Source organism: Flagellatimonas centrodinii (assembly GCF_016918765.2).
GTDB classification, from domain to species: domain Bacteria; phylum Pseudomonadota; class Gammaproteobacteria; order Nevskiales; family Nevskiaceae; genus Polycyclovorans; species Polycyclovorans centrodinii.
The window spans coordinates 2,619,211-2,642,482 of record NZ_CP092104.1 but is presented as its reverse complement, the minus strand read 5'-3'; the positions used below and the strand labels follow the sequence as shown (position 1 = coordinate 2,642,482).

Sequence of the window (23,272 nt, the reverse complement as noted above, 5' to 3'; positions counted from 1 at the left end):
GCTGCGGCGGGGTCATGTGACAAAACTAGGCAAAGATTGTCACTTTCTGAAAAATCGCTTATTGATTGGGATGTTGGCGCTGTTGGTGGAGGCGATCACGCGCCTCCAGGCGCTTGCTGAGTCGCTCGACCGAGGCCTCGAGATGCCGCACACACTCGGTCGTCGTGGCCTGATTGGTCTCTGTCGATCGCATGCGGGTAAACAGCTCATTCATCCCGGCCTGTATCTGGGTGAACGTCAGCCGCAGGAACCACCCCACGGCCGCCAGTAGCAGGCCGACGAACGCCGTCAGGATCAACGAGAACGGCACCTCTACAGCGAGAACCTCAGCCGCCATTTCGCAGCACCCAGCGTTGCAGCGCGCGGAACCGTTCCAGCTCCACCGCGCAGCTTTCGAGATCTACAGCGACCGCAAGTGCGAATGCCCTTTCGCCGGCGAAAGCGTTGCGGTCTGCCGCATGGTTTCCAGCGGCGGCGGCGGCCGCATCAGTTCGACTGGGGCGCTCGGGCACTGGCGGATCACGCGGGGCGCACTGGCGCACGACACGCTCAACAACGCGCTCAACAACAGGGCGATTTTCATCAACGGTGTCCTCAAAAGTTCGGGTTTCCTCGATACCGGTTTGCAGGCCGCGCACCTCGCTGGTGGCGGCCGCGGCCTCCTGCACGGCGTCGGCCGCGGTGAGCGCATCCAGGGCACTGCCGAGCCGGAGCGTTTGCACCGCCACCGCCACGGCCAGCGACGCTGCCAGCACCTGCCAGCGCGCCGCCCACAGGCCCTTAATCCAGGCGAGGTGCGGCATCACTTGCGGCCGGTTTGTGGGCAAACGTCGCGGCGACGTTGGAGCCGGCGAATATGCCGAGGGTGATGTTGACGGTGGCCACCCATTCCGCACCCGATAGCCAACCCAGCAACGCGCCCAGCATTGAGCCGCTGAGCGCGGCGAAGCACAGAATGAATTTAGTACCGGTGATGCCGCGCAGCAGGCGGTCGCGGTGCGTCATTGCGGGCACGCTTGATCAGCCATGGCCGATACCCTCGCGCACCTGGTCGGCCACGCGAACGCGCAGCCAGCCCCACAGCCACCGCTCGTCTTTCTCCCGGCGCTCGGCCAGCTCGGTGTAGTACGCGACCTGCATGCCGTTCAGCGCGACAAACAGCACCTGCTCGCCGAGCGTGCCGCGCCGCGCGAGGAACGCCTGCAGCGCCTCCGCCGTTTTCGCGCCGCACCGCCCGTCGACCACCAGGTCGGCGTAATGGCGGCCGCGATCATTATGGACGTTGAGCTGCCGCTGCAGCATCGTCACCGCCGCCCGCATCGGGCAATTGACGCCCGTGTCCATCACCTCGGCCGCGATCAACATCGAGTGCTCGCCGAGCAGATGCAGGCCCGGGTCGATCCAGTACATGCGCTCGTAGATCTGCGCCGCCTCGTCGCGCGTCAGCGCCGCCACCTCATTCGGCGTCACCGCCCTGCCCCGGTACCGCGAAAGCGTCGCCTGGGTTATCCCCCAGCGTGTCGGCCCGCCGCTATCGCTGGGATCGTTGGTATAGCGGTCACCCTCGGCGCGGATGATGTCGTCGATGATCGAACGAGGCGATTTCATGCACGGCAGGGTGCCGCGACGTCATGTGACAAAACTAGGCAAGGATTGTCACTTTCTATCTGGTGCGGTCAGCTGCAACAGACTCGGCGCACGGTCCGCTGACAGACACCGAACTCCCGTGCGGTCATCTCCATGTTCTCGGTGATACTGGCATCTCGCCGCCGTGCGTCGAACGCGAGCCGCATCGCCTGGTCGCGCACTTGCCGATTGAGCACTCGCAGATAGACCCGGCGGCCGCCGACATCGCCTTGCGTGCGCGCGATCGACTCCCGGGCGAGCTGTGTCGCGCGAGCCGGGTCCATGCCGCACCGATCGGCGAGCACGGCGACGATGTTGCGTTCGAGCACGGGCCGCAGATCGTCGGTGTCGTCAAGTTCCGTGCGAGCACTGGCGGAGCTGGTCATCGGCCGCTCCGCGCTGTCCGCAGCGCTTCATCCAGGGCGGCGGCATGAACCTCGTTGTGTCGGCCGCGCATGACCTGTGCGCCGATATCGAAGAACGGGAACCGCTTGCGATAGTTCGTTTTCTCGACGGCGATGAGGACGGGCTTGATGCTGCGCTGCCCGCGGCCGTGCCGCTCCCAGATCGCGAGCGTCCGCCTGCCCTTGCCGGCTTTGCCGAGGAAATACTGCGGGAGCTTCTTGTTGCGCCGGCGACTGCGGGCGCTGCTGTTGAACGCATCGTCACTATGCATGCGCAGCGCCGACAGGATGCGCTGGTACGTGCCCTGGCTGAGGTTGCCGTAGCGGTTGAGCCGCGCGCCCTTGCCGGGCACCGCGAAGAGCTGGTCGTCGCGGAATGCGTTGTTGCGAAAATCAACAAACCGAAACGCGCGCTCGAAGCGCTTTGCGGAGCGCTCGCCGCCGTGGACCTGGGGCGCGAGATACCGGTCCGGCGCGGTGCCGCCGCTGGCCTGGTCGCGGATCTTCACCACGCGCACGAATCCGTTGCCGCCGGCCTCCTGTCGTGCGAACGTGAGCACGGAGCGTTGGGTGAAGCTGCTGGGTCGGTCGAACACAGTGGCGATAGCGACCTGCTCGGCCTTCTGCACTTCAATCGAGAGCCGCGTCAGCGCCAAGCGTTCGGCGAATCGCTGCTGCTTTTCGAATGCCTCGATCTCTCGCAGCGCGGGGCCCGCCAGGTCTCGTGAAATGGTCAGCATGATGACGGCTCCGATTAGCGGCGATTGCGAGCGCCGAGCGCACGGAACCGCGCGAGGCGGTCCTGCTCAGCTGCGGCGAGGGGATCAACATCGACCGGCGCCGAGGCGGCGGCACTTTCGCCGGCGAAAGCCGCGCTCGTTGCGGCAGCGGCTGAGGCGCGCAATCGCGCATCGGCAGCATCCCAGTCCGCGTGCGTAAACCGATGCAGGCGGACTTCCGGGTGATGCGCGGCAGCGTAGGCGTAGACCCAGGTATCCAGTGGTTCGTTGCGCTTGGCGCCGCGGCGCTTCTCGAACCGGCCCTTGTCCGGCTTGAATACTTCGGAAACCATGCCGCCGAAGAAGTCCTCGTCCAGCTCGTCCGGGAAATGAACAAGGCGCTGATCGGCGTCTGCTTTCTCGGCATCGGTGGAGAGCCGCGCGTACAACCAGTGCTTTGCGGCGACGGAGCCAACGTGGTGGATCATCACGCCGTTGCGGTCGGTGCGGCCCAGCCAGTTGACGTCCATGGCGCGCGCCTTGCTCAGGATAGGCGCGTTGTTCGCCTTGGCGCCGAAGATCGCCATTGGCCGCGGAATGCGCCGCGCACGGACGAACGCCTTCACCGCCTCGGTGCGGTGGCCGCCGGCATCGATGGCGGTGGCCAGCGGCCGCAATGTGGTGCCGCTGGCGTGCTCGATGGGGCGGTTGAGTAGATCAACGAGCGCGAGCCACACTGCCTCCTCGGCCGGGTCGCCGGGCAGCTCGACATAGTCCAGCGTCCATGCAGCCAGCCGCCTGCCCCAGCCGACTACGTGCACCGCAAGCCGGTTGTCTTGCGTGTCCACCCCGGCCGTGAGGGCGAGCACACCAAGGGGCGCGGTGCGCAGCTTGTAGGGCTCGGCCCGATCGGCGATGACGTTGTGCTTGACCGCCCGCATCGCGGGGTCTTCGTACAGCTCGGCCAGGCGATCGTTGACAAAAACCTTGAGCTTGGCCGGGTCGCCCTGGGCGTCGCGCCACATTTCGACGAGATCGAGCCAGCGCGGGCCGAGGCCCATGGGGTAATACAGCGCGTTGAGGTGATAGCCCCGCGTCTTTCGATCGGGGTAGGTCGCGACCCACCGACCGCGCGCGATCATCGCGTCTTTGTGGTGCTCCTCGATGGTAGCGCCACACTCGCGGCAGGCGTACCAGCATTCGGTGGCGTCGGTGCTCCAGTGCAGCCCGCCCCACTCCAGCGGCTGCTCGTGCTCGCAGTGCGGGCATGGCACGTGGTACCGGCGCTGGTCGCTCTCGTCCCACAGGTGGCCGGTGCGGCTTACGCCCTGCAGCTGCGGGGTGGAGATATACAGGCGGCGATAGGTGCTGCGGAACGCCGAGGTGCGGCCCTTGAGCATTTCGAGCGGGTCATCGCCCCCGCGCAGCGTCGACGCGAACTCGTCCAGCTCGTCGACAATAAGCGTGCGAACGCTGGTGGATTTGAGTCGAGACGGAGAGCCGGCGTGCTCGATGTAGAGCTGGCCGCCGATGAAATCCTTGAACTCGCGGCGGTTCGATGCATCGCGGCTATTCGTCGTGCTGAGCGCCCGCGACATTGCCGGCGTCTCATCAAGCGTGGGCTGAAACTTCTGGTCGATCCACTTGTTCATGGAGACCTCGCCCGGCAATGCGTACATCACCGGGCCGGGGTCATGGTCCATGCAGTAGCCGAGCACGTTGAGCGCGATCTGCGTCTTGCCAAACTGGATGGGGAACATCAGCACGACATCGCGAACGGTCGAGCGCGTGCTGAAACAGTCCATCGGCTCGCGCAGCGTGGGATTGCGCGAGGTGTGCCACTGCCCCGCCTCGGGGCTGTCTTTGGCTGACAGGTGCCGGTTTGCATCGGCCCATTCACTGACGGTCAACGGCTTGCGTGGCGCAACGGCGCGGCCAATGACGGCGCCGAGCCGCTCGCGCACGGCGGCGCGTGCAAGCACACCGGCCAGCGCGGGTACCGGGCCGCTCATCCCTTCGCGCCCTCGTCAGCGGAAATGCGGAGGAACTGGCGCTCCAGCTCGTGCAGCACACGCTCAACAGCATCCGCGACGATGGCGCGGCAGCGGTGCTCGTCACGTTCCGCAGCCAGCTGCGGGGCGAGCAACACGGCCAGGCCCTCGAGCCGCGCGCGCAGCTGAGTTGCTGCATCGGCCAGGTATGCCTCCACTTCGCCGGCGGGCAATAGATCCCGCATGCTGATCATGTAGTCGCGCTGCGCCGCCAGGGCGAGGTAGTGCTCGCGCTTTGCGCGAGCCTCCTGGTAGTGCCCAGTCCCCGGCGCGGGGTCGGCGGGGATCGCCCCCGTATCGTCATCACCCCGCTCTGGCGCCTCGGGCGGCGGCGCTGGCGGCAACGCGCGGGCGGCAGCATGCCGGTTGGCGACGCCCTCTTTCGACGGGTCGCGCGTCTCTTTGATGCGCGCCAGCGATTCCGCAACCCGCACTTGCCGCCCGTCCGGCGTGAGCACCAGGCGCCCATCTTTTTTGAGCTGGGTGATGTAGCTGGGCTTGAAGCCGGCAATAGCCGCGAACGCCTTGAGGCCACACGCCGCAGGAATGGCGCCCCCGCTCATTTACAACCTCCAACAACATTTTCTTTCGAGCACGCAATGGAGTGAAAAGACGCGCGCGCGAAAAAAGTACGCCTACGGATCGGTCGATGTTCCACGTGGACCACGATGGGTGCGCCGGTGCGGCATGCCGTGCGGCATGCCGTGCGGCATGAAACAACGCAGCGGCGGGCGCTGTGCGGCATGTGCGGCATGTGCGCCTTCGCGGGCGCGCGCTGCGCACACGCGCGGGCACGCGCAGGCGCACATGCGGGCGCACGCTGCATGCCGCACATGCCGCACAATCCCCGCCCCATATAGGTTTCATGCCACACAGCATGCCGCACAGGATGCCGCACATGCCGCACGGGTGGACGCGCCCGGTCACGCATGGGCGCCCCCTTTATAGTCGTTGATGGCCAGGCGAAAGCCTCGGATCTCTTCGCCGAGCCACGCTGCCTCGGTGGCGCCCGGCGGGCACTCGGCGCCATTGAAAAACAGGATGCCGTGGGGGCCTTCCATGCCGACAGTGCCGAGGTAGCGCTTGCGCGCATCCGGCACCTCGTGCCGCCGCTTGAGGACGCTGACGAGCTTGGGCATGGGTGCTGCTCGGTGCCCGCTGCGGTTGCACCAGCTTTTGTACAGCTCGTACAGGTCCTGCGACAAAACAGCACCCGCCCTCACCCCGCCGATCTCGCCAGCGGTCAGCTCGGCGTGGAACCGCGAGGTACTGTCCAGGCTGAGCTGGATCAGCTCCGCTTTGGCAGCTGTCATCGGCGGCAGGGTGCCGACATCGAATTCGCCGAGGTCGAGATTGAGCAGGTAGTGATGCAGCGCCGCGATACCACCGTCCTGGATCTCCTGCAGCACCGCGCGGTAGTAGTCGCCGCCGAGCTTCTTCGGTGTCCAGATCACGGCGTGCCGGCGGTCGTCCTCCTCGAGCACGACGGGCATCTGCTCGTTCGAGAGGAACACGATGTTGACGTGGTTCCGCTCGTTGTAGGCCGCCATGTTCTTGGGATTGATGCGGATGTTGTCGCCGGTGATGAATGCTTTGAGCTTGTTCTTGACGTGGTAGAGATCGGACCGCGCGACCACTTCGTCGGCGATCAGGAACAGCTTTTTCGAGGCCCAATCGTTGAACCGGTCCTCGATTGCGCTTTGATCGATGATGCGGCCGTACTCGCCGTAGATCTTCATCAGCGCTTCGTAGAACATATTTTTGCCGGTGCCCTGCGGCCCGTGGATCACCACGGTCGTCTTCATCTTGGCGCCCGGGTGCTGCAGCGGGTACGCGATCCACTTGAGCACCCATTGGAATAGGCCGTCGACGTTCTCGGCTTCGGCGGTGCACATGTGATAGAGCAGCTCGAGCAGGCGGTCGCACTTGCCCTCGCGCGGGACCGTGGGCCACCCACCCCACAGGTTGCACTGGATGCGGTCGTCGAGGCCGGTGGGGTCGAAGCCCACCTCCTCGAGGCGGACGATAGACCGGTCCGGGTGTTCGGCCCAGGCGCGGTGCAGGTCGCGCGTGATGCAGGCGTCCCGCATGTCGCCCAGGGCGAGCATGCAATGCTCCTGCCGGTCGAACACCGTGCCGCCCGCGCCGTAGACCAGGGCGTATCGCTCGAGCAACTCATCGAGGGTTTCGATCGGCTGCAGCGGCGCTTTCCCCGGCCCCTCGTGTTCGGTGGTGGAGCGCGCGCGGGGGGGCGCCCAGCCCAGTTCGTGGAGCTTGCGCTCGATCTGCACCCGCACCAGGTGGAGGCCCTCGGCGGCGTGCAGATCGTTGAAGTCGTTCACCTTGGCGCCGCGCTCGAGGAAGCGCCGGCGGCGGTCGGCCTCGTCGTAGAACGTCGGCAGCAGCCAGGCCCCGCCCACTTCCATCGCAGCTGCGCTGGCATTGACCATGCCGGCGTTGGTGGCGCGGTGCTCGCCGCCATGGTGCGGGCAGACCTTCGGGTGATCGTTGAGCACGATCCGCGCCTTGCAGTCGGGGTCGCGGCACTTCTGGAGGTTGTCGTCGTCCCCGGCGATCAGGATGCGCGCGCGCTTGTACCGCTGGCGCAGCTCGCGTGCCACGGCTGCGATGTTGTTGGCTGACCAGGCGACGGCTACCGGCAGGCCGGTGGCCTCATGGATGCTCGCGGCGGTGGCGTATCCCTCGGCGATGATCACCACCCACACTGGCGTCCCGATCAGGTGGAAATGACCCTTGACCGCGAGGCCCGCCGGCCAGAACTCTTTTTCCTTGCGCCTGTCGCCCCTGGCTGCTGCGCGGCTGCGGATGACCTGCAGGCCGTGGATCTTGCCGCCGGTGTCAATCAGTGGGATCACCAGCGCGCCGCCCGGCGAGAAACGCACGCCGTGCGCCCCCACCCCCTTACGGTGGAGGTACTCGGCGTCGCCATCTTCGCTGCACTTGGCCCAGGCAGCGGCTGCAGCCAGGGCGGCGCGCTCGTGCTCCCGCGCCCGGTCCTGCTCGGCGCGCTTGCGGTCCTCTTTCAGCCGGCGGCGCAGCGACTCGATCTGGTCGCGGCTCATGCGCTCGTCGCGCGGCAGCTTGACCTGATGCTTGTCGTGGTCCGCCCCGCGGAACACGCCGAAGCTGCCGACGATCAGCAGGTCGCCGTCACCGGCGGTCACCTCGTGCAGGTAGTACCAGCCCTTCTTCTCGCGCCCCTCGCCCTCGACGCGGACGCGGTGCAGCTTGCCGATCCGCAGGTCATGTTCGTCGACCAGCAGCCCGACCAGGCGCATCTGGGACACGGCATCATGCAGGTTCGTTTGCCCTGCCATTTCAGTAACTTAGCCCCCCGCTACCTACCCACAAAACGGGGTGCGAATTACCCGCGTAGCGGATTGGGGAGGAAGGACCCGTAACCGGCTGCTGTCGGTGAGGGCGGAAGACATGCGCAAGCGCCCGCGCAAGTGGCGCAATGATGCAGCGACGGGCCTCTTTGGCCTTCATGGGGGCGGGGGTCGGCATACGCGGTCAGCGGCGGAAGTGGGCGCGGCGGCGATCGTCTCGCTCGGCGCACGGCACGCAGGTCGCATAGCCCAGGTCTCGCCGACGGGCCGGGATGTCATCTCCGCAGGTGATGCACCACTCCGGCCCGCGCGGTCGCTCGGTCTGTCGGGCCCTGCGGTGGATCTCCTGGTCAACGGCTTCGAGGTATGGCGACGCCCGGTCTGCGAGATCCACGCTACTGCCCTCCCAGCCCGGTGACTGCCACGAGACGAGAACGTATCGACTGCAAAATGCCGATCGCCTTGTCCACCGCCACCAGGGTGCCGGGTGCTTTCTCGGCATCCCGCTCATCGATGACCTGGTCATCCAGCACCTCGGCCAGCCGGCTCAGCACACCGCCAGCCGCACCGGTGAAATCAGCCACGCTGGCCATGTGGCCAACTGGCGTGTCGTCAGGGATCGGCACAGCGAGCAGGTTGTATCGCGCTGCGAGTGCCTGAATGCAGCGGTCGCGGTAGGGCTGCGGCAGGCACAGCACCAGCGACTCCTCGAGATCCGCCGGCAGCCGCGTGTTGTCCACCTCGGCCATCAGCATCCGCGTGATCTGTTGCCAGTAGCGGTCGCCCCGGCTGGTGTAGTCGCCGTCGACAACTCGGAACACCACCGTGCGCGCGATGTCGGGCACCGTGGCGTGGTAGTGCATCACTACCTCGACGGCATACGGCAGCATCGCATGGCGCCCCGCGTATCGGGCCTCCAGGATGTGCCTCCACACACACTCAGCACGGGTTTCGTGTGGGCGATGGGTCATGTTGGGCTGCTCCTCAGCTGGTCTACCGTTTCGGGCATGGACACCGCCCGTCTTCTCTCACTCAAAAAGCCCGGCCGCCCTATGGCGGCCGGAAAGACCAGGCAGCCACTGGGGCTGCGAGGGAGGAGATGTGCCGGCTGCCCACAACCGCACCCGGGCCGGCCCGGGCTTGCTCGTTCCGAGGCGCTGTCACGTAGGAGCAGAACAACGCATCGAGGCCCGGCGGACGCGGGCCACACTTTGGATGCCCAGGGGATTGCGCTGGATTCATGCAGCGCTTCGCATTTCAGTGGCGCTGTTGGCAGCTGCAGCTGGAGGCGTGAGCGCGCCGTGAGCCGAAATGCCGAGGAGCCCCAGGTCACGCCGCGTGCGAATAGCCGCGCCGACGATACGGTCGGCGCAGTCTTGGTGCAGGCGCTCGGGCCACTTGTAAACAGCCTGGCGGCTGATGCCGAGGGCACCGGCCAGGTTCGCAACCGTGCCGAACGCGGAAATGGCTTGGGATTTCGTCATGGCTGACAGTTGTAACCGCAGTTACACCGCTCCGTCAACCTCAGTTACGCACGGATCTGTCAACCTTTGTTACATGTGGCCGGGCCGAGGAAATCGTATTCGCAAGCGGCGCGAGGACCTCGGGTACTCGCACGAAGACCTTGCGCGCGCGATGGGCCCGATACGCCGGGTAACACGCCAGGCAATCCTCAAGTGGGAAGCCGACGACAACATCGAGATCAAAGAAAGAAACCTCGATGCGCTTGCCCACGGCTTGGGCATGCCGCGCAGCGAGATACTCGGCGCGCAGGAGCCCGGCAACCATCCAAATCGCGTACAAGAAGAGCCTGGATCTCAATACTCAGCGAGAGGCGCCCTGCCCGGCTGGGGATTGCGGCTCCTGGACGATCTGCACAAAGCCATATCGGTGGGCGCCATCAACGAAGATGACGTCGCCGTGTTACGCACACTCGCCAAGCATCTTGCAACCCGCCGCGCCGCCTGAGTCAGGTACGCGTTTAGAACCTGCTCCAGGTTGACACAACCCCACCGCTCACGCTGAACGTAATGCAGCCGCCGTAGGTGCTGCAACGTTGGTAGATCGCGAGCGAGTTACTCCCGGCGCCAGCCTCACTGACCTTCTCGACGGGCCCAGCGCACACAAGTGCCTTCTGCAGCGGCCAACCGTTCGCAATCTTCCCGAAATCGTCGCCACACATTGATCGCCGCTTATCGTCCGTGAGGCGGCTCAGGTCAAGGTCCGCACCGTAGGGGTATCTCAGGCGGTTCCTGGCCTCAAGCTCATCAGCAAGCTCAGATAGCGAGCGTGCGGCTGGCTTTGACACCGCCTTCTGTGGCGGGGCAGACGCCCTACCCTGCTTCAGCAGCAGGTAGCCGAAGCCTCCCATCACCAACACCACCACCAACGCCATCGCTAACGCCGGCCCAAGCCCGCCGCCGCCAACTGGGGCCTGCTCCCGCGAGCCTGCTGCAATAGCTGGCGCCCCGCACTTCGGGCAGCCCCTCATCTGCGCGTCAACCCACGTGCCGCAGGCCCCACATTTCGTTGCATTCGCCATCTGCCGCTCCGTGCGATTCGATACAGCAAACACTACAGCGCGGGCCGCGCACCGGCAACGCTGCAAAGGCGTCGAGTTAACCGTGGTTACATGCCTGTCTGTAACCCGGGTTGACATTCTGATGTAACTCTAGTTACTTTCCGCTCACACCCACCGGAGTGAGCCATGAAAGCCACCGTCCAGAACAGCCAGGTTTACAGCAACCCCCTTTTCACGCTTGCCGGCAGCGACCGGGCAACGGCCCGTAACTCCGGTTACCGCTACGAGGCCGCCCGCCGCCTCGCCACGCAGGTCATCCGGGCCGAGTGGCGCCGCAACCCGCGCCGCGCTGCCGCCAACGAAATGCAGTACGCCGTGGCGAAGCGCAAGGCGCTGGACAAGCGCCGCGCCCGCAACAAGATGGCTCGCCGCAGCCGCCGGGCGCAGCGCGCATGAGTGGCGGCGACATCATCCTGCAGGTAGAGCTGCGCGCTGACAGCCGGCGCATCGCATTCGACACCCTGCAGCAGATCCGCCAGCAGCTGCCCGCAGGCATCCAGCTCGCCGATGCCTACGCCTGGGAGCGCGTAGCCCCCACCCGCTGGTACGAGCGCCTCGCCCGGCTTGTTGGCTACGAAAGCTACGAGCTGGTCCGCAAGGTAGAGGGCAACGCGTGATGGCCGGCGCTTACATCCGCATCGCCCCTCATCCATTGGACAACACCAGCAGCTGCCTGGGCGTCTACACCGACAGCACGCGTTGCTTCCCCATCTGCCACTTCACGGTGTCACGCCGCGGCCGGCGGTCTGCCTGCGGCGTGATCTACCGGCGGAGGCATGGCAGCACGATCGTCGGCAAGCGATACGTCTACGACGACGAGGCCCGCGCCGAGCTACGCCAGTACGTGCCTTTCGCCGGCGAAAAAGGGGGCGCGACGTGAGTTCCCCCTACCTTTGGATTGGGCCGAATCGGCAGAGCCCCGAAGTCCGCCATCTCTACATCTATGCGGACCGCACGCGCTTGCGGGCGCTTTGCCGCTTCACCTACAACCCGCGCGGCCTCATGTCCGGCGTCATCTACACGCACACGCCCAATGGCAGCAGCGACGATTCCATCAGCCGCCGTCACCTGTACGACGGCGAGGCCCTGGCCGAAATGCGCCAGTACGTGCCTTTCGCCGGCGGAACCGGCGGGGGGCGCGCTGCCCCGGTAACGCCGGCTGTGGCCGGGCCCATCAAAGAACCCATCGCATTCTGGGCGAGCCGACTCGCTGCCTGCGCCCGCGGCAGGAGCTACGAAGAGATGTACCGCGATTTCACTCGCGTCAGCCACTCATCGGAACGGAAAACTGCCGCCGCCACGTTCCGCAACCGGCGCACCCTGCACGCCGGGCTGGCAGCAAACGCCATCAAGGCCAGCGTCGCAGCCGGCACCAATGACCCCCTCGCCCGCTACCACATCGCCCAGGCGCGTCAGCAGCTGCTGCTCGCCAACCGCCTGGCCGAAGCACTGGACCCGCCCCGCATCGCCGGCACAGCGAAACGCCCAGGGCGCGGGGAAACGAGCGCCCAAATGCTGTGGGACGCCGCCGCCGCGCACGGCTTCGATGTCATCGCGTTTACCGAAAAGCTGCCGCCGGAGGTGAGCGCCCGCCTGGTCATTGCCGACTGCCGCCACCGCGAAACCGGGCGCCGCTACCTGCTCACCGCCACCGCATTGCCCCAGCCAGGCAACAACATCAAGGAGTAGCGTCATGTCACCCGATCAAATCGCCAAAGCTCGCGAGCGCGCCACCGAGGTTGTCAACGGCTTCCGCCGTGTCGCCGACCAGCAGGCACGCGATGTCGTCCGCCTGGCCGATGCCCTGCAGCAGCGCAACACCGAGATCGCCCGCCTGGACGCCGCGCTCAATTGCGCCGGCACCGCCAGCGGCGGCGGCAGCGCAATCAGCGACCTGCTCGCCAAGCTGAGGCCGCAGGCATGAGCGCCATCAGCACGCCCGGCCGCCCCATCCGCGCCGCCCACTACCCGCCGCGCACGCGGCTGGCGGATGTTGCCCGCCCGCTGGTCGCCGCCGGCTACACACTGCGGCAGACGCGCCAGGGCCTAGTTGCCGTGCCCGCCCAGAGTGCCCGCGCATGATCACCGGCGGCTTTGGCACGCAGTTCGACATCGAGCGCGGGGCGATGCGCAGTTGGGCGATGGGGCGCGATGGCCAGCAGCGCTGGACAGATACCGGGGCCGTAGTCGGCTGCGATCACTGCCAGGGCGCCGGCGTGTACCAGGCCACCGACGGTGCCACTGTCTGCTGCGTGTGCATGCCGCGCACCTGCCGGGTCTGCGGCTGCACCAACGACGACTGCCGCCAGTGCATCCAGCGCACCGGTGAGCCTTGCCACTGGGTCAACACGGCTGGCGACATCTGCAGCGCGTGCTACCAGCCCGGCACTGGCGCCTGATATGGCCACCGCCCTGCCCGCCCGCAACCGCCGCACCCGCAGGGGCCACCACGGCCCCTACGGCCGGCACGTGGGCGGCAGCGGCCGCCGGTGGAAACGTGGCGTGCCCTGCCGCTGCGCCGTATGCAAGCGCCGGCGCACCCTGCGCATGGAACCTGAGCACTACTACCGCCAGCACCACGCCATGTGCTGCGGCCAGCTGCTGCGTATCGATTGGTACCGCTACACCGGCGCCGAACACCGCGCCACCGTCTGCCACTGCGGCGCATACATCGGGCGCGAACCCTACCCGCACCGCAAGGGCAGCCTGTTTTGCGACCACGGCATTGCCGCCCGCGCCGGGTTTTCGTTCGCCGATGCAGGGCATAGCGAATACCTGCAATGGGAACAACAGGGCCGGCCCTTGCCAGCTGCAAATGCCCCCCGCCTGGAGCACGCCGCATGAGCCGGCAGGGCAACGCTGTGCCCATCAGCTGGCAGGCCTCCGCCGTCGAGCGCGAACTGCGCTATCGCGAGCGCGCCCTGCCCCAGCTCATCAGCCGCGGCCGCATCACCCCCGAGCGCGCCGAAATGACGCTGCGAGATCTCCGCGCCGCCCTCGCAACCCTGCGGCGTCTCAGCGCCACCGACCCCCTGGCCACCCATGACGGCCGGCGCCCACCCGAACCGCCCCCCAGCTACAGCGAGGCCGCCTCATGAGCCGCCCCCGCAGCTACCGCGCCGCCGCCCGTATCAAGCACCGCGAGCGCTGGTCCACCCGCAACCGAAAGCGCCGGTGCCGTCATCCCGCCCCGCCGCCACCCACCCCCGCGTAACCAGGAGCATCCCCATGCCAGACACCACCGCCGCACCTGCGGCCGCCAAGTTGCCGCCGACGTTCGCCAATCTCAGCCCCGGCAGCATCGCGCCCGACCCACAGCAGCCCCGGCGCCACTTTGACCCCGAGGCGCTCGACAGCCTCAAGGCCAGCATCAAAGCCCAGGGCGTCATCGAGCCAATCATCGTTCGCCCCGTGCATGGGGCCGACACAGTGCTCGCCGGCGCCGTTACCCACACCATCATCGCCGGCGAGCGCCGCTGGCGCGCCGCCACCGCCATCGGCCTGGCCGCGGTGCCCTGCGTCATCCGCACCGACCTCGTCGATGCCGATCTCGCCATCGTGCAGATCGTCGAAAACCTTCAGCGGGCCGACCTCACGCTCAGCGAAACCGCCGAGGGCGTTGCCAAGTTGGTTGCCAGCGTCGGCAACGCCAGCGCCGCCGAGCAGCTGGGCCGCAGCCCCGGCTGGGTGAGCAAGCACGCCAACATCGGCAAGCTCGCTGACCCGGTGCGCGCCCTCATTGCCAGCGACGCCATCACCAGTGCCGACATCGCGGCGGATCTCAACCGCCTGTACGAGCTCGACAAGCGAGCCGCCGAGTCGGAGATCTACCGCTTCCAGTACGGCCAGCAGCACGGCGTCGCCAAGCCCACCCGGCAGCAGATCCGCAACCGCGTAGAGCAGGCCGAAAGCGCCCGGCAGCGGCACGAGGCCGAGAAAGAGCAACGCAAGGCCCTGCGCGAGGCCGCAAAAACCGACCCCAAGGTTGCAGCCCAGCTCAGCGCCAAAAAGCAGGCCGAGGACAGCCGCAAGGGCATTCGCGAGCGCGTCTCCACCGCCAACGAGATCGGAAAGGCAGCCGCCCAGGATTTTGCAGGCGAAATCGCCAAGCGCCTGGGCCAGCGCGTCATAAAAGACGACGGATGGAGAGGCCCTGGCGTCCCCGGCCTGCGCCTACATGCTGAGCGCTATTCCGAATACAGCAGCGGCGAGCCGCCTAAATCGGCCGACGCGATGCCCTTCTTCCTGCGTTTCCAGGGGCGCCCGAACGACATCAAGCCCGCCGTTGACCTGCTCATCCCCGGCGCCCTCTACTCCGCGAGCATCGCGCGTGAAATCACCCACGCCGAAGCGCTCAAGATCGAGGCCGCCCTGGGCGGCAGCGGGCTCGAGTGCACCGCGTCCCACAAATACAAGGGGCGTCAGCTCACCCAGAAGCTGGCCGAAGCGGCCGCGCCGGCACAAGCCAGCAAGCCAGCGGCACGGGTTGGCGCTGGCAAACCGTCCGCCAAAGAGGTTGCCGAACGCCACGCCACCGGCCTGGCCCGCTTCGTCAAAGAGCACACCCGCGCATCCCCAAACAGCCGCGTGCAGTGCATCGACCTGCACACCGCCTTCAACGAGCACATCAGAAGCGCCGATGGCGAGGCAGGCGATATCCCCCTGCTCAGCATGCAAGCCACAACCTGGGGGCCATCAAGCGTCGCGGCAGGCCTCACCAAAAAGCGCTTCAAGACCGGCTACGCCTACATCGGGATCGCGCTGACAACCGAAGGGGCCCAGGCATGAGCCCCCAGCAAGCCGCCATCGCCGCCGACATCATCGAGCTGCTCGGTATCACCGGCGCCCCCGTCACGCTCACCAGCATCCGCGAGCGCATCAAGGGCAGCCAGGTCGACATCATGGAAACGCTCGATGCCCTCACCGACGCCGGCACGCTGGCATGCGAGGCCCTCGCCGGGCAGCGCCGCACCTACCAGATCGTACCGGGCGCAAAGCTGCCCACCGGCACCGTGGCGCCCGCCGCAGCCCCGGCCGGCAGCGATCAGGCTGACGAGCCCCCAAGCGGCGGCACCAGCGGCCCGATCATCCGCGACTTCCTAAAACGCCGCGGCACACCCGCCACCGGCGCCGAGATCGCCGCCGGCCTGCAGGCAGACCGCTCCCGCGTCGACGCGATGCTGTACTACCTCAAGAAGCGTGGCGAGATCATCTGCGTGGGCGAAACCCGCCCCGCCCGCTACGCACTGCCGCAAGCCGCAACGGCGGTACCCGCGCCCGCCGAAAGGCCCAAGCGCCCGCCGAGCAGCCTGTCGGCCATCAAACGCCTGGCCGAACACGGGCCCGCCACAACGCGGCAAGTGGCCGCCGCACTCGGCAATGATGTGGCGCGCCTCAACGTCTACATGCGCAACCTCGCCACCAGTGGGCACGTGAACGCCGTAGCCGGCAGCAACCCCAAACGATGGGCGATAACCGATGCCGGTCTGCAGCTGCTTGCCAGCAACGGCATCACCCCACGCGCCGCACCGGCCGCAGTTTCGCCGGCGAAACCAACACCCGCGCCGGCGGCCCCCGCGCAAAGCGCAGCACCTGCCCAACCCGCCGCGGCGGATGACCCCTACCGCAAGGTCACCACCGGCCTGCAGCGGCTCGAACAGATGCTCAAGGCCCCACCGCCTCACATCGACCGCGCCGACCTCAAACAGCAAACCCTGCGCCGGCTCGCCGATCTGCTCGACCCCTCAATTGCCGACGTGCTCACCAGCACGGCCGACGACATCGCCCGTTTCGCTGCCACCCCTTCCGAGATCCACGCATGAAATCCGCCCCCCAAATCCTCACCGCCGCCGCCGACGCCATCGCCGACCGCGCCGCCAGCCGCGACGTGGCCGCCGAACGCAGCATGGCCCGCACCGTGAAAACCTTCGCCGCCCTCACCGGCCACAACATCAACGAGCGCGAGGGCTGGGTCTTCATGGCCGTACTCAAGCTCGCGCGCGCCCAGGCCGGCGCGCTGAACCCGGACGACTACGTCGACGGCGCCGCCTACATCGGCCTCGCCGGCGAGTGCGCCGAGAACGTGCCGACCATGCCGCTTGAGATGCTGAACGAACCCGTACGCGCCAGCGAAACCCGGCGCGTGCTTGAAGCAGCAATGTTTAAGCGCCCCACGACCCACGTCGTGCAATTGGAGTTCAGCCAGGAGGCTGATATTGCCCCCCCCTCACGGAGGCAGAAATAACCGCCACGTTGCAGCACTTCGCCGCTGTGACCCGCCGCGTCGGTCAGGAGCGACTTCGCCAGATCAGCGCCGAAAGATTCACTCCAGACAACGACCGCGGCCGCGCGCGCGAACTCGCCCAAGCCGCCGCCTCCTACTTGATCATCCACCGCAGGAGTGCACGCCCTTCTGCGGGTGGCACGCCGCCTAAAGGCTGGCCGTGGGACAAAACGTGCTGGAAGCCAAAATCCATGCGCCGCGACCTCGAGCGCGCCGGCGCGCTCGTACTTGCCGCCCTGCAGGCGCTGGATGCCCTGGATGCAGACGAGGCCAAGGCCCGGCAGGAGCTGCAGACATGAGCCAACCCACCGAGACACTCGTGCTGCGCGGCCTCACCCACGAACAGGCCAGCCAGATACTGCAGGCCGCCGAGAGCATCGCAACCGACGCCATCGTGTGGAGCTATGGCAAGGCCTACCCGTTTGAAATGGAAAGTCTGTGGGAGCGCATCGACGGCAACACGCCCTCAGCAGACGACGTCACAGAGGCGGTTGAGGTGCTGCGCAAGCTCAAGCGTGCGTACGTCGGCCTGATCGAATCCGCGCGAGACAGAATCATCAATCTTGGCGGCGACTGCGACCCGGTCGACCGCATGACCCGCGACGACCCGAACCTCACAGAGGCCACAGTTACCCTTGCAAAATGGGCACGGGCAGCGGAGCAACGCACATGACCCCCGCCGAGATCATCGCCACCCTCCGCGAGCAGGCTGCACAACGCAACGCCACCTGGCCCGGCGTCCTGCTCAAGAACCTCATGCCACTGTGTGACGAGTTCGAGCGCCTGCAGGCCCGCGACGACGCGCTGATGACCAAGCACGGCGCATTCAAAGGCACCGGCAACCCCGAGCTCGACGCGCTCATGCAGGCCCCTTCGCCCGCGTTCGGCCAGGTCCGCGACTCGTTGCCCGAGAACTACTGGGCCCGGTACGACCTCTCGGCCGTCAGGCTCGGCTGGGAACTCGCGCAGCGCGCCCTGGACAAGCCCAAGACCGCCCCCGGCGCTACGACGCCGACTCGCGACGCGGCCATGGCCGCGTTGATGCAGGCCGTCACCGACGTCGGCACCCATCAAATCGTCGCCGCTGTCGCGCTGTGCGAAGGCCACGCCACGCGCCCCGACCTTGTCGCAGTCAAGTTGCTGTCGAATACCACCGACTACGACCTCATCGTCCGCCTGCTCGCCGGCGCCAGCCGCACCCTGGCAACCGCGAACCGCGGCCGCCCCAACAACGCGAGGGCCCATTGATGCGCGCGCCCGTACTTCCACTGGTGGCGATCGCCATCATGATCACGCTCCCGGCCTGCGAACAGCGCACGGCATTCGTGAACCATTGCCCCGTTGCGCGCGGCGACCAGGTCGCGCCTAGAGCCGATCTCGCCCGGGTCGGCGAGGTTGTGGCAATCGAGGCACATGGGAGCTGGACCAGCAACTGCAAAATCGCCGTCGCCTACCACAACGGCGATGTCGACGAATTCACCGAGAACTGGCGCTACACACCAGCAGTCGCACCAACGGCCGAGGTGCAGCAATGAGCGCCTGCCCCCACAACAACGTCGCCGACTGTCCGCTGTACGTCATATCTCACGACGCACGGTTCACAGGCGTGTCGTGCACCACTGCTGCCCCAAACGGCTTCGCATGCCGCATCGAAGCCGGCCGGCAGAAATACCCCATCGCATTGCAGCGGGCCACCCGCCGCGCATTCGCAATCGCCCGGCGCAACCTGCTGGCGCCGGGCGACAACAACCAGGAGGCAGCATGACGCCATTGAATCAACGAGATCACGGCGACGAGTCGTGGGCGACACTTTCAGAGGGGTGGCCCGAAACCGCCGAGAACGCCCACTGGAAGTACGTATTCGCCAACAAGACCGGCGCAATCCCCTACGGCACGTACGTCTTCATGGTCGGGGCGCCAGATGTTCTGCGCGTTCAGACAAAGGAGCTGCTGCGCAAGCTGGATGAAGCCTTCATTGTATTCGGCAAGCACTTCGAACTACGGGCCGAAGCGGCTCCGGCAAAGGTGGCGACACATAGGACGCACCAGCAAGAGCCGAGGGCAGCCATAAGCCGCTACACAGATGAAATCGAAGACGACACCCTTGCTCGCCTGCAAATTGGGGCGGGCACACAGGGGGATCAGTTGGCAGCTGCGACGGCGATTAGCGCCTACCGCGCCGAACTGGCGAAGCCCGAGGCGGCCTCGGTGTCGTTTGATAGGCATGATTTCGCCCCAACGGCAGAGATGGTGCAAGCAGCGCTTGATTCATTCGCAATGCCGCCGTCTTACAAGGCGATGGAGCGCGCTCTGCGCTTCGCCGTATTTGCCGCCCCTGCGCCGCAAGTGCCCGCCGTTGATGTTGAGGCGGCGCAAGAAAAGATTGAGGTCGCCGACGCGGTAAAGCACGGCCCAACCGGCGAGGAATGGATTGTTGCGCGGGTGACGGACCAGCACGTCTACCCGGCAGGGTGGCCACCGTGCCGCGCTGATCGGTCCGACTGCACGCTCATTCAGAAGGCGACCAACGAGCAACGTGCCCGGATGCTCAGTGACCTACGGCGGCTTCCAAGCAGCGACGAGCGCGCCATCGGAGACGAGACATGAGCGACACACTAGTGGCGCCGCCGAAATGTGGATGCCCCTTCACCGAACGCGTACACCTTGGAATCACGTACTCAATCCATATCGAGCCAGGCGAGCCTGTCTCGGCATGCGTCTACGACTACGGTGACCTCTGTGTCGATTTGGCGGCAACGGACCTCGAATCTGCATGCCGAGAAATCGAGGCGTGGATCGACGCCGCCATGCGCGGGGAGGTGGGATTGTGAGCGCCGGATGGTGGCGCGTCGAAGTCTCGACGCACGCCGGCACGCTGGTGGCGATTGAGCCCGGGATGCTGGCAGGCAAAGGCGATCTGAGCCCAGCGGAACAGGACGTGATTCGAGACTGCGCGGAGCATCTGATTGCATTCGTGGGCCCAGCCGAGCCGCAGCCGTGTTTTTACTGCGGAGGATCTTGCGAGATCGAGACGGACAACAACGGCCCGATTGGCCCGTGCCCGTTTTGCTCAGCGGCGGAGCGCCAGCCATGAACCCCGACCTCCTCCCAATCGCAACCCGCATCGGCGCCGGCGTCACCATCGTCCACCTCGTCCCCGACGGCACCCACCGCTCGCTGTGTCAGGTCGACTGCCTCTACGGCACGCCAGCCAAGGAGGTGGCGCGCGCAGAGGCCTGCGAGCGCTGCTTCCTGCTCGCCGAGCTGCAGGGCCTGCCACGGCCAGCCTTCGCCGACCAGTCACGCCGCACCGAGGGCAGTCACGGCCTCGGCCTGCAACACCCGGAGGGCCCTACCGATGTCTGACGCCGTCTTTATGGGCGCGTGCATCCTCCTTGGGCTGTTTTCCCTGGGCAGCGACATCAAGGCCGCCGCCCGCACGATCGCCGACGCGCTGAAGCTCACGCGAGGTACCAACCGTGGAAATTAGCGCCCAGCCGCAGGCTCCAGAGCAGATCGAGCATCAACCGCTTCTCAGCCCGCACGGCAACCTGCCGTGCCCGTTCTGCGGCAGCGTGCAGCTCGCCCTCATCACGCTTCGCGACTCGCCGGATAACGCCCCGACTGCCGTCGCCATTGAGTGTGACACCTGCCACGCCACTGGCCCGGTCGCCAATGCCGAAAACCAGATGAGGGCACTCTGGAACGAGCGACTCGCCCCGGCCGCGGACCAGTCGTCATGACGCGCCCCCGGCACCACCTTCGCGAAGCCAGCGCCACTCTCTCGGCCAGTTGGTGGCAGATGGCCTGCGCCACTCTGTTCGGCCGCAAGGAGGTCACTGTCGACCCTGGCGGCACCAGCGTTACCATCGTCCACTGGCGAGGCCGCGCATACCTCGTCGACTACACGCCAGCGAAACAGGAGGTTTCCGCATGCTCATCATCACCCGCAGGCCCGGCGAGTCGATCTCGATCGGCGACGGCATCGTCATCCGCATACTCGAAATCAAAGGCAACCAGGTCCGCATCGGCTGTGATGCCGACAAGTCGATCGAGATCCACCGCACAGAGATCAAGCAGCGCATCGAAAACAGCGGCCACGCGCCGCCGGCGCCGACACGCTAGCGCCGTCTGGATCAACCCCAAGGCGCCCGTCGACGAGGTGCGCCGAGCGCTCCGCCTCGAGCTGGAGCGCTACATCCGCCAACTGCCCACCCCCGCTGCCGGCACCCCGCCGGCGGCAACGCCCACCCCTGCCCGGAGATCACCCGAATGAGACTGGCAAAGTTCGAGCACTACCAAGACCGCCGCAAACAGCACCGCTGGCGCCTGCGCGCCCCCAACGGCCGCATCATCGCTGACAGCGCCGAGGGCTACACCACCAAGCGCCGCTGCCTGGGCGGCATCGAGTCCGTCATCGATAGCGCCTGGGAGGCGCAGTCCAACATCGTCGAGGTCAAATCATGAGAGTCAACGTCTACGCAGAGGAAATGACCGACCGCATACAGATCATCAGCAAAGAGATCGACGGCCAGACCTTCACCGGCCTACGCATCTTCCTCGAGCTGCCCGCCACCGTCGGCGGCAAGCAATACCAAGGGCCGTTCATGCACCACCCAGGCGATGACGACAGCGCCGCCGTCACCTTCTGGGGCAAGCAGGATCTGCGCGCCGTACTGCGCAAAGCCCTTGCCGCCCTGGATGACCACTACGCCGACCGCGACGGCCGCACTCGCGCGGTACCGCCGCTGACCGCCGAAGACGTGAAAGCCATCTTCGCGAGCGAGCTCAAACGCCACGTGCGTGCCCCCGCCCCGCTCCACCTCGGCCCTGGCCACACCCCGCCCGCACGCACACCCCACCCCTGAAAGAGGCCCAATCATGTTCGGAAAACTGCTCGCAGCCCCGCTGCGCATCGTCAACGCCCCCATCCGCGCCGTCGAAAACTTGGTGATGGACGATGACCACGCACCCATCCAGCCCGGCGATCGCGTCGCATCCCGCCCGCTCGATGCCCTGGCTGACGAGCTGGAGAAGGCCCTCGACGGCAACAAGGGCCGCAACGCGAGGTGACCCCATGGGCCTGATGAAACCCAAAGAGTTCCGCGAAACCTACTTCCGCAACGGCAACGCCCCCAGCGAACAAACCCTCCGCAACTGGGTCATCGAGGGCATCGTTGCCGGCCGCGTGGTAAACACCGGCCGGCGCATCCAGGTCTGGATCGACGCCGAGGCCTGGGAGGCCCGCACCGGCAACCCCCTGGCCGACAAAGTGCTGATGGCCCGCAACAACGCCAGGGCCGCAGCGATCACTGGACAGCGCCGGCGGCGTAGGCGAACCTCGGCACTCAGCCGCCCAGGAGGGGCGTAGCCCGATGACCGAAACCCGTGCAACCGCAAGCGGCGCCACTGCCGAGGATATTGTTGCAGCCATACGCGCTGGCATGGAGGAGCACATGCGCAAAACCGGCTCCGCTCCTACGCGCATCCACCTAGGGCAGAGCGAGGTCCGGGCCCTCGAGGCGGCAGCCACCCGCCCCAGCTACACCATCGCCCCGCCGCAGATTGCCGGCGTCGACATCCGCGAGGTCGATGCGGAGAGCTGCATCGTCCTCGTCACCGAAAACCACCTGCCCGCGCGATGACAACCCCGCAGCCCAACCCCGAGGCCCAGGCCGTAGCGCTAGTCGAGGAATTCCAACTGCGTGCGCTGCCAGCGCTGCTGGCGCAGGGCTCGCAGGCACTGTTCGCATCGGGAGCACGCGCCCTTGCACCTGTGCTGGATCAGGAGATCGAGGCCCTGTGCCAGGATCAGCAAGCACTGTCGTGTGCAGACCTCAAAAGGTATGCACACGACCGGTGGACCACAATGCTCGAACGTTCCGCCACGCTTGTCGCATGGCCCAACCAGATCACCAGCAGAGACGCGCAGTGACGAACCTTGAACAGCTGCGGGACGCCATAATTGATGGCATAACCCGCCACCACCAGCGCTACGGCCAACCGCCCGCCCACATCTACTTGGGCCTCAGGCAGGACCAGCTGCTCACCACGCTAGTGGAATTGGAATATTCCAGCGCCCCTGCATTGGCGAGGCTTATCCACCCGCAACAGTTTCACGGCACGATTCATGTTGTCGACGACGAAGATCACCTGGCGCTGACTGGCCACGACCGGCGCGACAGAACGCCCCTGCGCTGAAGGCAGTCAGGCCGGCACTAGCAATCCCACAGGCGGCGCCCGCCAACCGAGAGTGCC

43 protein-coding genes are annotated in these 23,272 nt (G+C 66.7%); 31 read left to right on the top strand and 12 right to left on the bottom strand.

Going from position 1 to position 23,272, the window contains the following annotated elements; genetic code table 11:
- Positions 1-58: 58 nt before the first annotated feature.
- The 11 genes from JN531_RS12710 to JN531_RS12660 form a co-directional block, all read right to left on the bottom strand.
- Entirely contained in the window at positions 59-337 is a 279-nt protein-coding gene (locus JN531_RS12710; protein ID WP_228349232.1) for a hypothetical protein, read from the bottom strand.
- Complete coding sequence (locus tag JN531_RS12705; RefSeq protein WP_228349231.1) at positions 327-803, bottom strand: hypothetical protein; 477 nt, start codon at positions 801-803, stop codon at positions 327-329. The genes JN531_RS12710 and JN531_RS12705 overlap by 11 nt, the downstream gene beginning before the upstream one ends.
- Positions 781-1,005 (bottom strand): hypothetical protein, encoded by a 225-nt coding sequence (locus JN531_RS12700; RefSeq protein ID WP_228349230.1) that lies wholly within the window; start codon positions 1,003-1,005, stop codon positions 781-783. The genes JN531_RS12705 and JN531_RS12700 overlap by 23 nt, the downstream gene beginning before the upstream one ends.
- A gap of 15 nt (positions 1,006-1,020) precedes the next feature.
- Entirely contained in the window at positions 1,021-1,608 is a 588-nt protein-coding gene (locus JN531_RS12695; protein ID WP_228349229.1) for a glycoside hydrolase family 108 protein, read from the bottom strand.
- A 68-nt stretch (positions 1,609-1,676) separates the two neighbouring features.
- On the bottom strand, positions 1,677-2,012 hold the full coding sequence (locus tag JN531_RS12690; RefSeq protein ID WP_228349228.1) for a Mor transcription activator family protein: 336 nt from the start codon (positions 2,010-2,012) through the stop codon (positions 1,677-1,679).
- Positions 2,009-2,770, bottom strand: coding sequence for a hypothetical protein (locus JN531_RS12685; protein WP_228349227.1), 762 nt, complete (start codon positions 2,768-2,770; stop codon positions 2,009-2,011). Before JN531_RS12685 ends, JN531_RS12690 begins: the two co-directional genes overlap by 4 nt.
- 14 nt (positions 2,771-2,784) lie before the next feature.
- A complete protein-coding gene (locus tag JN531_RS12680) occupies positions 2,785-4,761 on the bottom strand; it encodes a phage terminase large subunit family protein (RefSeq protein WP_228349226.1) in 1,977 nt (658 codons plus the stop codon).
- Complete coding sequence (locus JN531_RS12675; protein ID WP_228349225.1) at positions 4,758-5,363, bottom strand: hypothetical protein; 606 nt, start codon at positions 5,361-5,363, stop codon at positions 4,758-4,760. The genes JN531_RS12680 and JN531_RS12675 overlap by 4 nt, the downstream gene beginning before the upstream one ends.
- A 360-nt stretch (positions 5,364-5,723) precedes the next feature.
- Complete coding sequence (locus JN531_RS12670; protein WP_228349224.1) at positions 5,724-8,099, bottom strand: DUF5906 domain-containing protein; 2,376 nt, start codon at positions 8,097-8,099, stop codon at positions 5,724-5,726.
- 446 nt (positions 8,100-8,545) lie between these two features.
- Positions 8,546-9,121 carry a DUF8585 domain-containing protein gene (locus JN531_RS12665; RefSeq protein WP_228349223.1) on the bottom strand — a complete coding sequence of 192 codons (576 nt, stop codon included), beginning with the start codon at positions 9,119-9,121 and terminating at the stop codon, positions 8,546-8,548.
- A gap of 267 nt (positions 9,122-9,388) precedes the next feature.
- Positions 9,389-9,634 carry a Cro/CI family transcriptional regulator gene (locus JN531_RS12660; RefSeq protein ID WP_239795303.1) on the bottom strand — a complete coding sequence of 82 codons (246 nt, stop codon included), beginning with the start codon at positions 9,632-9,634 and terminating at the stop codon, positions 9,389-9,391.
- On the opposite strand from JN531_RS12660, the gene JN531_RS12655 reads away from it, so the two are divergent.
- Complete coding sequence (locus JN531_RS12655) at positions 9,633-10,118, top strand: helix-turn-helix domain-containing protein (RefSeq protein WP_228349221.1); 486 nt, start codon at positions 9,633-9,635, stop codon at positions 10,116-10,118. The genes JN531_RS12660 and JN531_RS12655 overlap by 2 nt on opposite strands.
- A 13-nt stretch (positions 10,119-10,131) precedes the next feature.
- On the opposite strand, the gene JN531_RS12650 is transcribed toward JN531_RS12655, so the two are convergent.
- Positions 10,132-10,545 (bottom strand): hypothetical protein, encoded by a 414-nt coding sequence (locus JN531_RS12650; protein ID WP_239795302.1) that lies wholly within the window; start codon positions 10,543-10,545, stop codon positions 10,132-10,134.
- A gap of 312 nt (positions 10,546-10,857) precedes the next feature.
- Here JN531_RS12650 and JN531_RS12645 point away from each other — a divergent pair, with 312 nt between their 5' ends.
- The 30 genes from JN531_RS12645 (at position 10,858) to JN531_RS12505 (ending at position 23,215) form a co-directional block, all read left to right on the top strand.
- Positions 10,858-11,127 (top strand): hypothetical protein, encoded by a 270-nt coding sequence (locus JN531_RS12645; RefSeq protein ID WP_228349220.1) that lies wholly within the window; start codon positions 10,858-10,860, stop codon positions 11,125-11,127.
- The gene (locus JN531_RS12640; RefSeq protein ID WP_228349219.1) at positions 11,124-11,348 is read left to right on the top strand and encodes a hypothetical protein; all 225 of its coding nucleotides are present in this window, start codon (positions 11,124-11,126) and stop codon (positions 11,346-11,348) included. The genes JN531_RS12645 and JN531_RS12640 overlap by 4 nt, the downstream gene beginning before the upstream one ends.
- Positions 11,348-11,611 carry a hypothetical protein gene (locus JN531_RS12635; RefSeq protein WP_228349218.1) on the top strand — a complete coding sequence of 88 codons (264 nt, stop codon included), beginning with the start codon at positions 11,348-11,350 and terminating at the stop codon, positions 11,609-11,611. Before JN531_RS12640 ends, JN531_RS12635 begins: the two co-directional genes overlap by 1 nt.
- The gene (locus JN531_RS12630) at positions 11,608-12,420 is read left to right on the top strand and encodes a hypothetical protein (protein WP_228349217.1); all 813 of its coding nucleotides are present in this window, start codon (positions 11,608-11,610) and stop codon (positions 12,418-12,420) included. The genes JN531_RS12635 and JN531_RS12630 overlap by 4 nt, the downstream gene beginning before the upstream one ends.
- A 4-nt stretch (positions 12,421-12,424) precedes the next feature.
- Positions 12,425-12,655, top strand: coding sequence for a hypothetical protein (locus tag JN531_RS12625; RefSeq protein WP_228349216.1), 231 nt, complete (start codon positions 12,425-12,427; stop codon positions 12,653-12,655).
- Positions 12,652-12,813: a hypothetical protein gene (locus JN531_RS12620; protein WP_228349215.1), complete on the top strand. Its 162-nt coding sequence runs from the start codon at positions 12,652-12,654 to the stop codon at positions 12,811-12,813. Before JN531_RS12625 ends, JN531_RS12620 begins: the two co-directional genes overlap by 4 nt.
- On the top strand, positions 12,810-13,130 hold the full coding sequence (locus JN531_RS12615) for a hypothetical protein (RefSeq protein WP_228349214.1): 321 nt from the start codon (positions 12,810-12,812) through the stop codon (positions 13,128-13,130). Before JN531_RS12620 ends, JN531_RS12615 begins: the two co-directional genes overlap by 4 nt.
- A gap of 1 nt (position 13,131) precedes the next feature.
- Positions 13,132-13,575 carry a hypothetical protein gene (locus JN531_RS12610; RefSeq protein WP_228349213.1) on the top strand — a complete coding sequence of 148 codons (444 nt, stop codon included), beginning with the start codon at positions 13,132-13,134 and terminating at the stop codon, positions 13,573-13,575.
- Positions 13,572-13,829 (top strand): hypothetical protein, encoded by a 258-nt coding sequence (locus JN531_RS12605; protein ID WP_228349212.1) that lies wholly within the window; start codon positions 13,572-13,574, stop codon positions 13,827-13,829. Before JN531_RS12610 ends, JN531_RS12605 begins: the two co-directional genes overlap by 4 nt.
- Positions 13,830-13,959: 130 nt before the next feature.
- Complete coding sequence (locus JN531_RS12600) at positions 13,960-15,519, top strand: ParB/RepB/Spo0J family partition protein (protein ID WP_228349211.1); 1,560 nt, start codon at positions 13,960-13,962, stop codon at positions 15,517-15,519.
- Entirely contained in the window at positions 15,516-16,553 is a 1,038-nt protein-coding gene (locus JN531_RS12595) for a replication-relaxation family protein (RefSeq protein WP_228349210.1), read from the top strand. The genes JN531_RS12600 and JN531_RS12595 overlap by 4 nt, the downstream gene beginning before the upstream one ends.
- Positions 16,550-16,975, top strand: coding sequence for a DUF6378 domain-containing protein (locus tag JN531_RS12590; protein ID WP_228349209.1), 426 nt, complete (start codon positions 16,550-16,552; stop codon positions 16,973-16,975). The genes JN531_RS12595 and JN531_RS12590 overlap by 4 nt, the downstream gene beginning before the upstream one ends.
- 26 nt (positions 16,976-17,001) lie before the next feature.
- Complete coding sequence (locus tag JN531_RS12585; protein ID WP_228349208.1) at positions 17,002-17,313, top strand: hypothetical protein; 312 nt, start codon at positions 17,002-17,004, stop codon at positions 17,311-17,313.
- Positions 17,310-17,687, top strand: coding sequence for a hypothetical protein (locus tag JN531_RS12580; protein WP_228349207.1), 378 nt, complete (start codon positions 17,310-17,312; stop codon positions 17,685-17,687). The genes JN531_RS12585 and JN531_RS12580 overlap by 4 nt, the downstream gene beginning before the upstream one ends.
- Entirely contained in the window at positions 17,684-18,262 is a 579-nt protein-coding gene (locus JN531_RS12575; protein WP_228349206.1) for a hypothetical protein, read from the top strand. Before JN531_RS12580 ends, JN531_RS12575 begins: the two co-directional genes overlap by 4 nt.
- Before the next feature lie 23 nt (positions 18,263-18,285).
- Positions 18,286-18,549 (top strand): hypothetical protein, encoded by a 264-nt coding sequence (locus tag JN531_RS12570; RefSeq protein ID WP_239795301.1) that lies wholly within the window; start codon positions 18,286-18,288, stop codon positions 18,547-18,549.
- Complete coding sequence (locus JN531_RS12565) at positions 18,546-18,779, top strand: hypothetical protein (RefSeq protein WP_228349204.1); 234 nt, start codon at positions 18,546-18,548, stop codon at positions 18,777-18,779. Before JN531_RS12570 ends, JN531_RS12565 begins: the two co-directional genes overlap by 4 nt.
- Positions 18,776-19,621, top strand: a complete 846-nt coding sequence (locus JN531_RS12560; RefSeq protein ID WP_228349203.1) for a hypothetical protein — start codon at positions 18,776-18,778, stop codon at positions 19,619-19,621. The genes JN531_RS12565 and JN531_RS12560 overlap by 4 nt, the downstream gene beginning before the upstream one ends.
- On the top strand, positions 19,618-19,845 hold the full coding sequence (locus JN531_RS12555) for a hypothetical protein (protein ID WP_228349202.1): 228 nt from the start codon (positions 19,618-19,620) through the stop codon (positions 19,843-19,845). Before JN531_RS12560 ends, JN531_RS12555 begins: the two co-directional genes overlap by 4 nt.
- Before the next feature lie 259 nt (positions 19,846-20,104).
- Positions 20,105-20,380, top strand: a complete 276-nt coding sequence (locus JN531_RS12550; protein WP_228349201.1) for a hypothetical protein — start codon at positions 20,105-20,107, stop codon at positions 20,378-20,380.
- Positions 20,373-20,504, top strand: coding sequence for a hypothetical protein (locus JN531_RS17350; RefSeq protein ID WP_275591460.1), 132 nt, complete (start codon positions 20,373-20,375; stop codon positions 20,502-20,504). The genes JN531_RS12550 and JN531_RS17350 overlap by 8 nt, the downstream gene beginning before the upstream one ends.
- Positions 20,494-20,757, top strand: a complete 264-nt coding sequence (locus JN531_RS12545; protein WP_228349200.1) for a Lar family restriction alleviation protein — start codon at positions 20,494-20,496, stop codon at positions 20,755-20,757. The genes JN531_RS17350 and JN531_RS12545 overlap by 11 nt, the downstream gene beginning before the upstream one ends.
- Before the next feature lie 190 nt (positions 20,758-20,947).
- Positions 20,948-21,139: a carbon storage regulator CsrA gene (gene csrA / locus JN531_RS12540; RefSeq protein ID WP_228349199.1), complete on the top strand. Its 192-nt coding sequence runs from the start codon at positions 20,948-20,950 to the stop codon at positions 21,137-21,139.
- Between the two features lie 147 nt (positions 21,140-21,286).
- Positions 21,287-21,481: a YegP family protein gene (locus JN531_RS12535; RefSeq protein ID WP_228349198.1), complete on the top strand. Its 195-nt coding sequence runs from the start codon at positions 21,287-21,289 to the stop codon at positions 21,479-21,481.
- Positions 21,478-21,882 (top strand): hypothetical protein, encoded by a 405-nt coding sequence (locus JN531_RS12530; RefSeq protein WP_228349197.1) that lies wholly within the window; start codon positions 21,478-21,480, stop codon positions 21,880-21,882. The genes JN531_RS12535 and JN531_RS12530 overlap by 4 nt, the downstream gene beginning before the upstream one ends.
- Before the next feature lie 13 nt (positions 21,883-21,895).
- A complete protein-coding gene (locus tag JN531_RS12525; protein ID WP_228349196.1) occupies positions 21,896-22,087 on the top strand; it encodes a hypothetical protein in 192 nt (63 codons plus the stop codon).
- A 4-nt stretch (positions 22,088-22,091) separates the two neighbouring features.
- Positions 22,092-22,385, top strand: a complete 294-nt coding sequence (locus tag JN531_RS12520; protein ID WP_228349195.1) for a hypothetical protein — start codon at positions 22,092-22,094, stop codon at positions 22,383-22,385.
- 4 nt (positions 22,386-22,389) lie between these two features.
- On the top strand, positions 22,390-22,659 hold the full coding sequence (locus JN531_RS12515; protein ID WP_228349194.1) for a hypothetical protein: 270 nt from the start codon (positions 22,390-22,392) through the stop codon (positions 22,657-22,659).
- Positions 22,656-22,949: a hypothetical protein gene (locus JN531_RS12510; RefSeq protein WP_228349193.1), complete on the top strand. Its 294-nt coding sequence runs from the start codon at positions 22,656-22,658 to the stop codon at positions 22,947-22,949. The genes JN531_RS12515 and JN531_RS12510 overlap by 4 nt, the downstream gene beginning before the upstream one ends.
- Positions 22,946-23,215 carry a hypothetical protein gene (locus tag JN531_RS12505; protein WP_228349192.1) on the top strand — a complete coding sequence of 90 codons (270 nt, stop codon included), beginning with the start codon at positions 22,946-22,948 and terminating at the stop codon, positions 23,213-23,215. Before JN531_RS12510 ends, JN531_RS12505 begins: the two co-directional genes overlap by 4 nt.
- Positions 23,216-23,272 lie beyond the last annotated feature (57 nt).

Coding starts and splice junctions, on each gene's coding strand:
- JN531_RS12710 (WP_228349232.1), bottom strand. CDS start 337: ATGGCGGCTGAGGTTCTCGCTGTAGAGGTGCCGTTCTCGTTGATCCTG.
- JN531_RS12705 (WP_228349231.1), bottom strand. CDS start 803: ATGCCGCACCTCGCCTGGATTAAGGGCCTGTGGGCGGCGCGCTGGCAG.
- JN531_RS12700 (WP_228349230.1), bottom strand. CDS start 1,005: ATGACGCACCGCGACCGCCTGCTGCGCGGCATCACCGGTACTAAATTC.
- JN531_RS12695 (WP_228349229.1), bottom strand. CDS start 1,608: ATGAAATCGCCTCGTTCGATCATCGACGACATCATCCGCGCCGAGGGT.
- JN531_RS12690 (WP_228349228.1), bottom strand. CDS start 2,012: ATGACCAGCTCCGCCAGTGCTCGCACGGAACTTGACGACACCGACGAT.
- JN531_RS12685 (WP_228349227.1), bottom strand. CDS start 2,770: ATGCTGACCATTTCACGAGACCTGGCGGGCCCCGCGCTGCGAGAGATC.
- JN531_RS12680 (WP_228349226.1), bottom strand. CDS start 4,761: ATGAGCGGCCCGGTACCCGCGCTGGCCGGTGTGCTTGCACGCGCCGCC.
- JN531_RS12675 (WP_228349225.1), bottom strand. CDS start 5,363: ATGAGCGGGGGCGCCATTCCTGCGGCGTGTGGCCTCAAGGCGTTCGCG.
- JN531_RS12670 (WP_228349224.1), bottom strand. CDS start 8,099: ATGCGCCTGGTCGGGCTGCTGGTCGACGAACATGACCTGCGGATCGGC.
- JN531_RS12665 (WP_228349223.1), bottom strand. CDS start 9,121: ATGACCCATCGCCCACACGAAACCCGTGCTGAGTGTGTGTGGAGGCAC.
- JN531_RS12655 (WP_228349221.1), top strand. CDS start 9,633: ATGGCTGACAGTTGTAACCGCAGTTACACCGCTCCGTCAACCTCAGTT.
- JN531_RS12660 (WP_239795303.1), bottom strand. CDS start 9,634: ATGACGAAATCCCAAGCCATTTCCGCGTTCGGCACGGTTGCGAACCTG.
- JN531_RS12650 (WP_239795302.1), bottom strand. CDS start 10,545: ATGGCGTTGGTGGTGGTGTTGGTGATGGGAGGCTTCGGCTACCTGCTG.
- JN531_RS12645 (WP_228349220.1), top strand. CDS start 10,858: ATGAAAGCCACCGTCCAGAACAGCCAGGTTTACAGCAACCCCCTTTTC.
- JN531_RS12640 (WP_228349219.1), top strand. CDS start 11,124: ATGAGTGGCGGCGACATCATCCTGCAGGTAGAGCTGCGCGCTGACAGC.
- JN531_RS12635 (WP_228349218.1), top strand. CDS start 11,348: ATGGCCGGCGCTTACATCCGCATCGCCCCTCATCCATTGGACAACACC.
- JN531_RS12625 (WP_228349216.1), top strand. CDS start 12,425: ATGTCACCCGATCAAATCGCCAAAGCTCGCGAGCGCGCCACCGAGGTT.
- JN531_RS12620 (WP_228349215.1), top strand. CDS start 12,652: ATGAGCGCCATCAGCACGCCCGGCCGCCCCATCCGCGCCGCCCACTAC.
- JN531_RS12615 (WP_228349214.1), top strand. CDS start 12,810: ATGATCACCGGCGGCTTTGGCACGCAGTTCGACATCGAGCGCGGGGCG.
- JN531_RS12610 (WP_228349213.1), top strand. CDS start 13,132: ATGGCCACCGCCCTGCCCGCCCGCAACCGCCGCACCCGCAGGGGCCAC.
- JN531_RS12605 (WP_228349212.1), top strand. CDS start 13,572: ATGAGCCGGCAGGGCAACGCTGTGCCCATCAGCTGGCAGGCCTCCGCC.
- JN531_RS12600 (WP_228349211.1), top strand. CDS start 13,960: ATGCCAGACACCACCGCCGCACCTGCGGCCGCCAAGTTGCCGCCGACG.
- JN531_RS12595 (WP_228349210.1), top strand. CDS start 15,516: ATGAGCCCCCAGCAAGCCGCCATCGCCGCCGACATCATCGAGCTGCTC.
- JN531_RS12590 (WP_228349209.1), top strand. CDS start 16,550: ATGAAATCCGCCCCCCAAATCCTCACCGCCGCCGCCGACGCCATCGCC.
- JN531_RS12580 (WP_228349207.1), top strand. CDS start 17,310: ATGAGCCAACCCACCGAGACACTCGTGCTGCGCGGCCTCACCCACGAA.
- JN531_RS12575 (WP_228349206.1), top strand. CDS start 17,684: ATGACCCCCGCCGAGATCATCGCCACCCTCCGCGAGCAGGCTGCACAA.
- JN531_RS12565 (WP_228349204.1), top strand. CDS start 18,546: ATGAGCGCCTGCCCCCACAACAACGTCGCCGACTGTCCGCTGTACGTC.
- JN531_RS12560 (WP_228349203.1), top strand. CDS start 18,776: ATGACGCCATTGAATCAACGAGATCACGGCGACGAGTCGTGGGCGACA.
- JN531_RS12555 (WP_228349202.1), top strand. CDS start 19,618: ATGAGCGACACACTAGTGGCGCCGCCGAAATGTGGATGCCCCTTCACC.
- JN531_RS12550 (WP_228349201.1), top strand. CDS start 20,105: ATGAACCCCGACCTCCTCCCAATCGCAACCCGCATCGGCGCCGGCGTC.
- JN531_RS17350 (WP_275591460.1), top strand. CDS start 20,373: ATGTCTGACGCCGTCTTTATGGGCGCGTGCATCCTCCTTGGGCTGTTT.
- csrA (WP_228349199.1), top strand. CDS start 20,948: ATGCTCATCATCACCCGCAGGCCCGGCGAGTCGATCTCGATCGGCGAC.
- JN531_RS12535 (WP_228349198.1), top strand. CDS start 21,287: ATGAGACTGGCAAAGTTCGAGCACTACCAAGACCGCCGCAAACAGCAC.
- JN531_RS12530 (WP_228349197.1), top strand. CDS start 21,478: ATGAGAGTCAACGTCTACGCAGAGGAAATGACCGACCGCATACAGATC.
- JN531_RS12525 (WP_228349196.1), top strand. CDS start 21,896: ATGTTCGGAAAACTGCTCGCAGCCCCGCTGCGCATCGTCAACGCCCCC.
- JN531_RS12520 (WP_228349195.1), top strand. CDS start 22,092: ATGGGCCTGATGAAACCCAAAGAGTTCCGCGAAACCTACTTCCGCAAC.
- JN531_RS12515 (WP_228349194.1), top strand. CDS start 22,390: ATGACCGAAACCCGTGCAACCGCAAGCGGCGCCACTGCCGAGGATATT.
- JN531_RS12510 (WP_228349193.1), top strand. CDS start 22,656: ATGACAACCCCGCAGCCCAACCCCGAGGCCCAGGCCGTAGCGCTAGTC.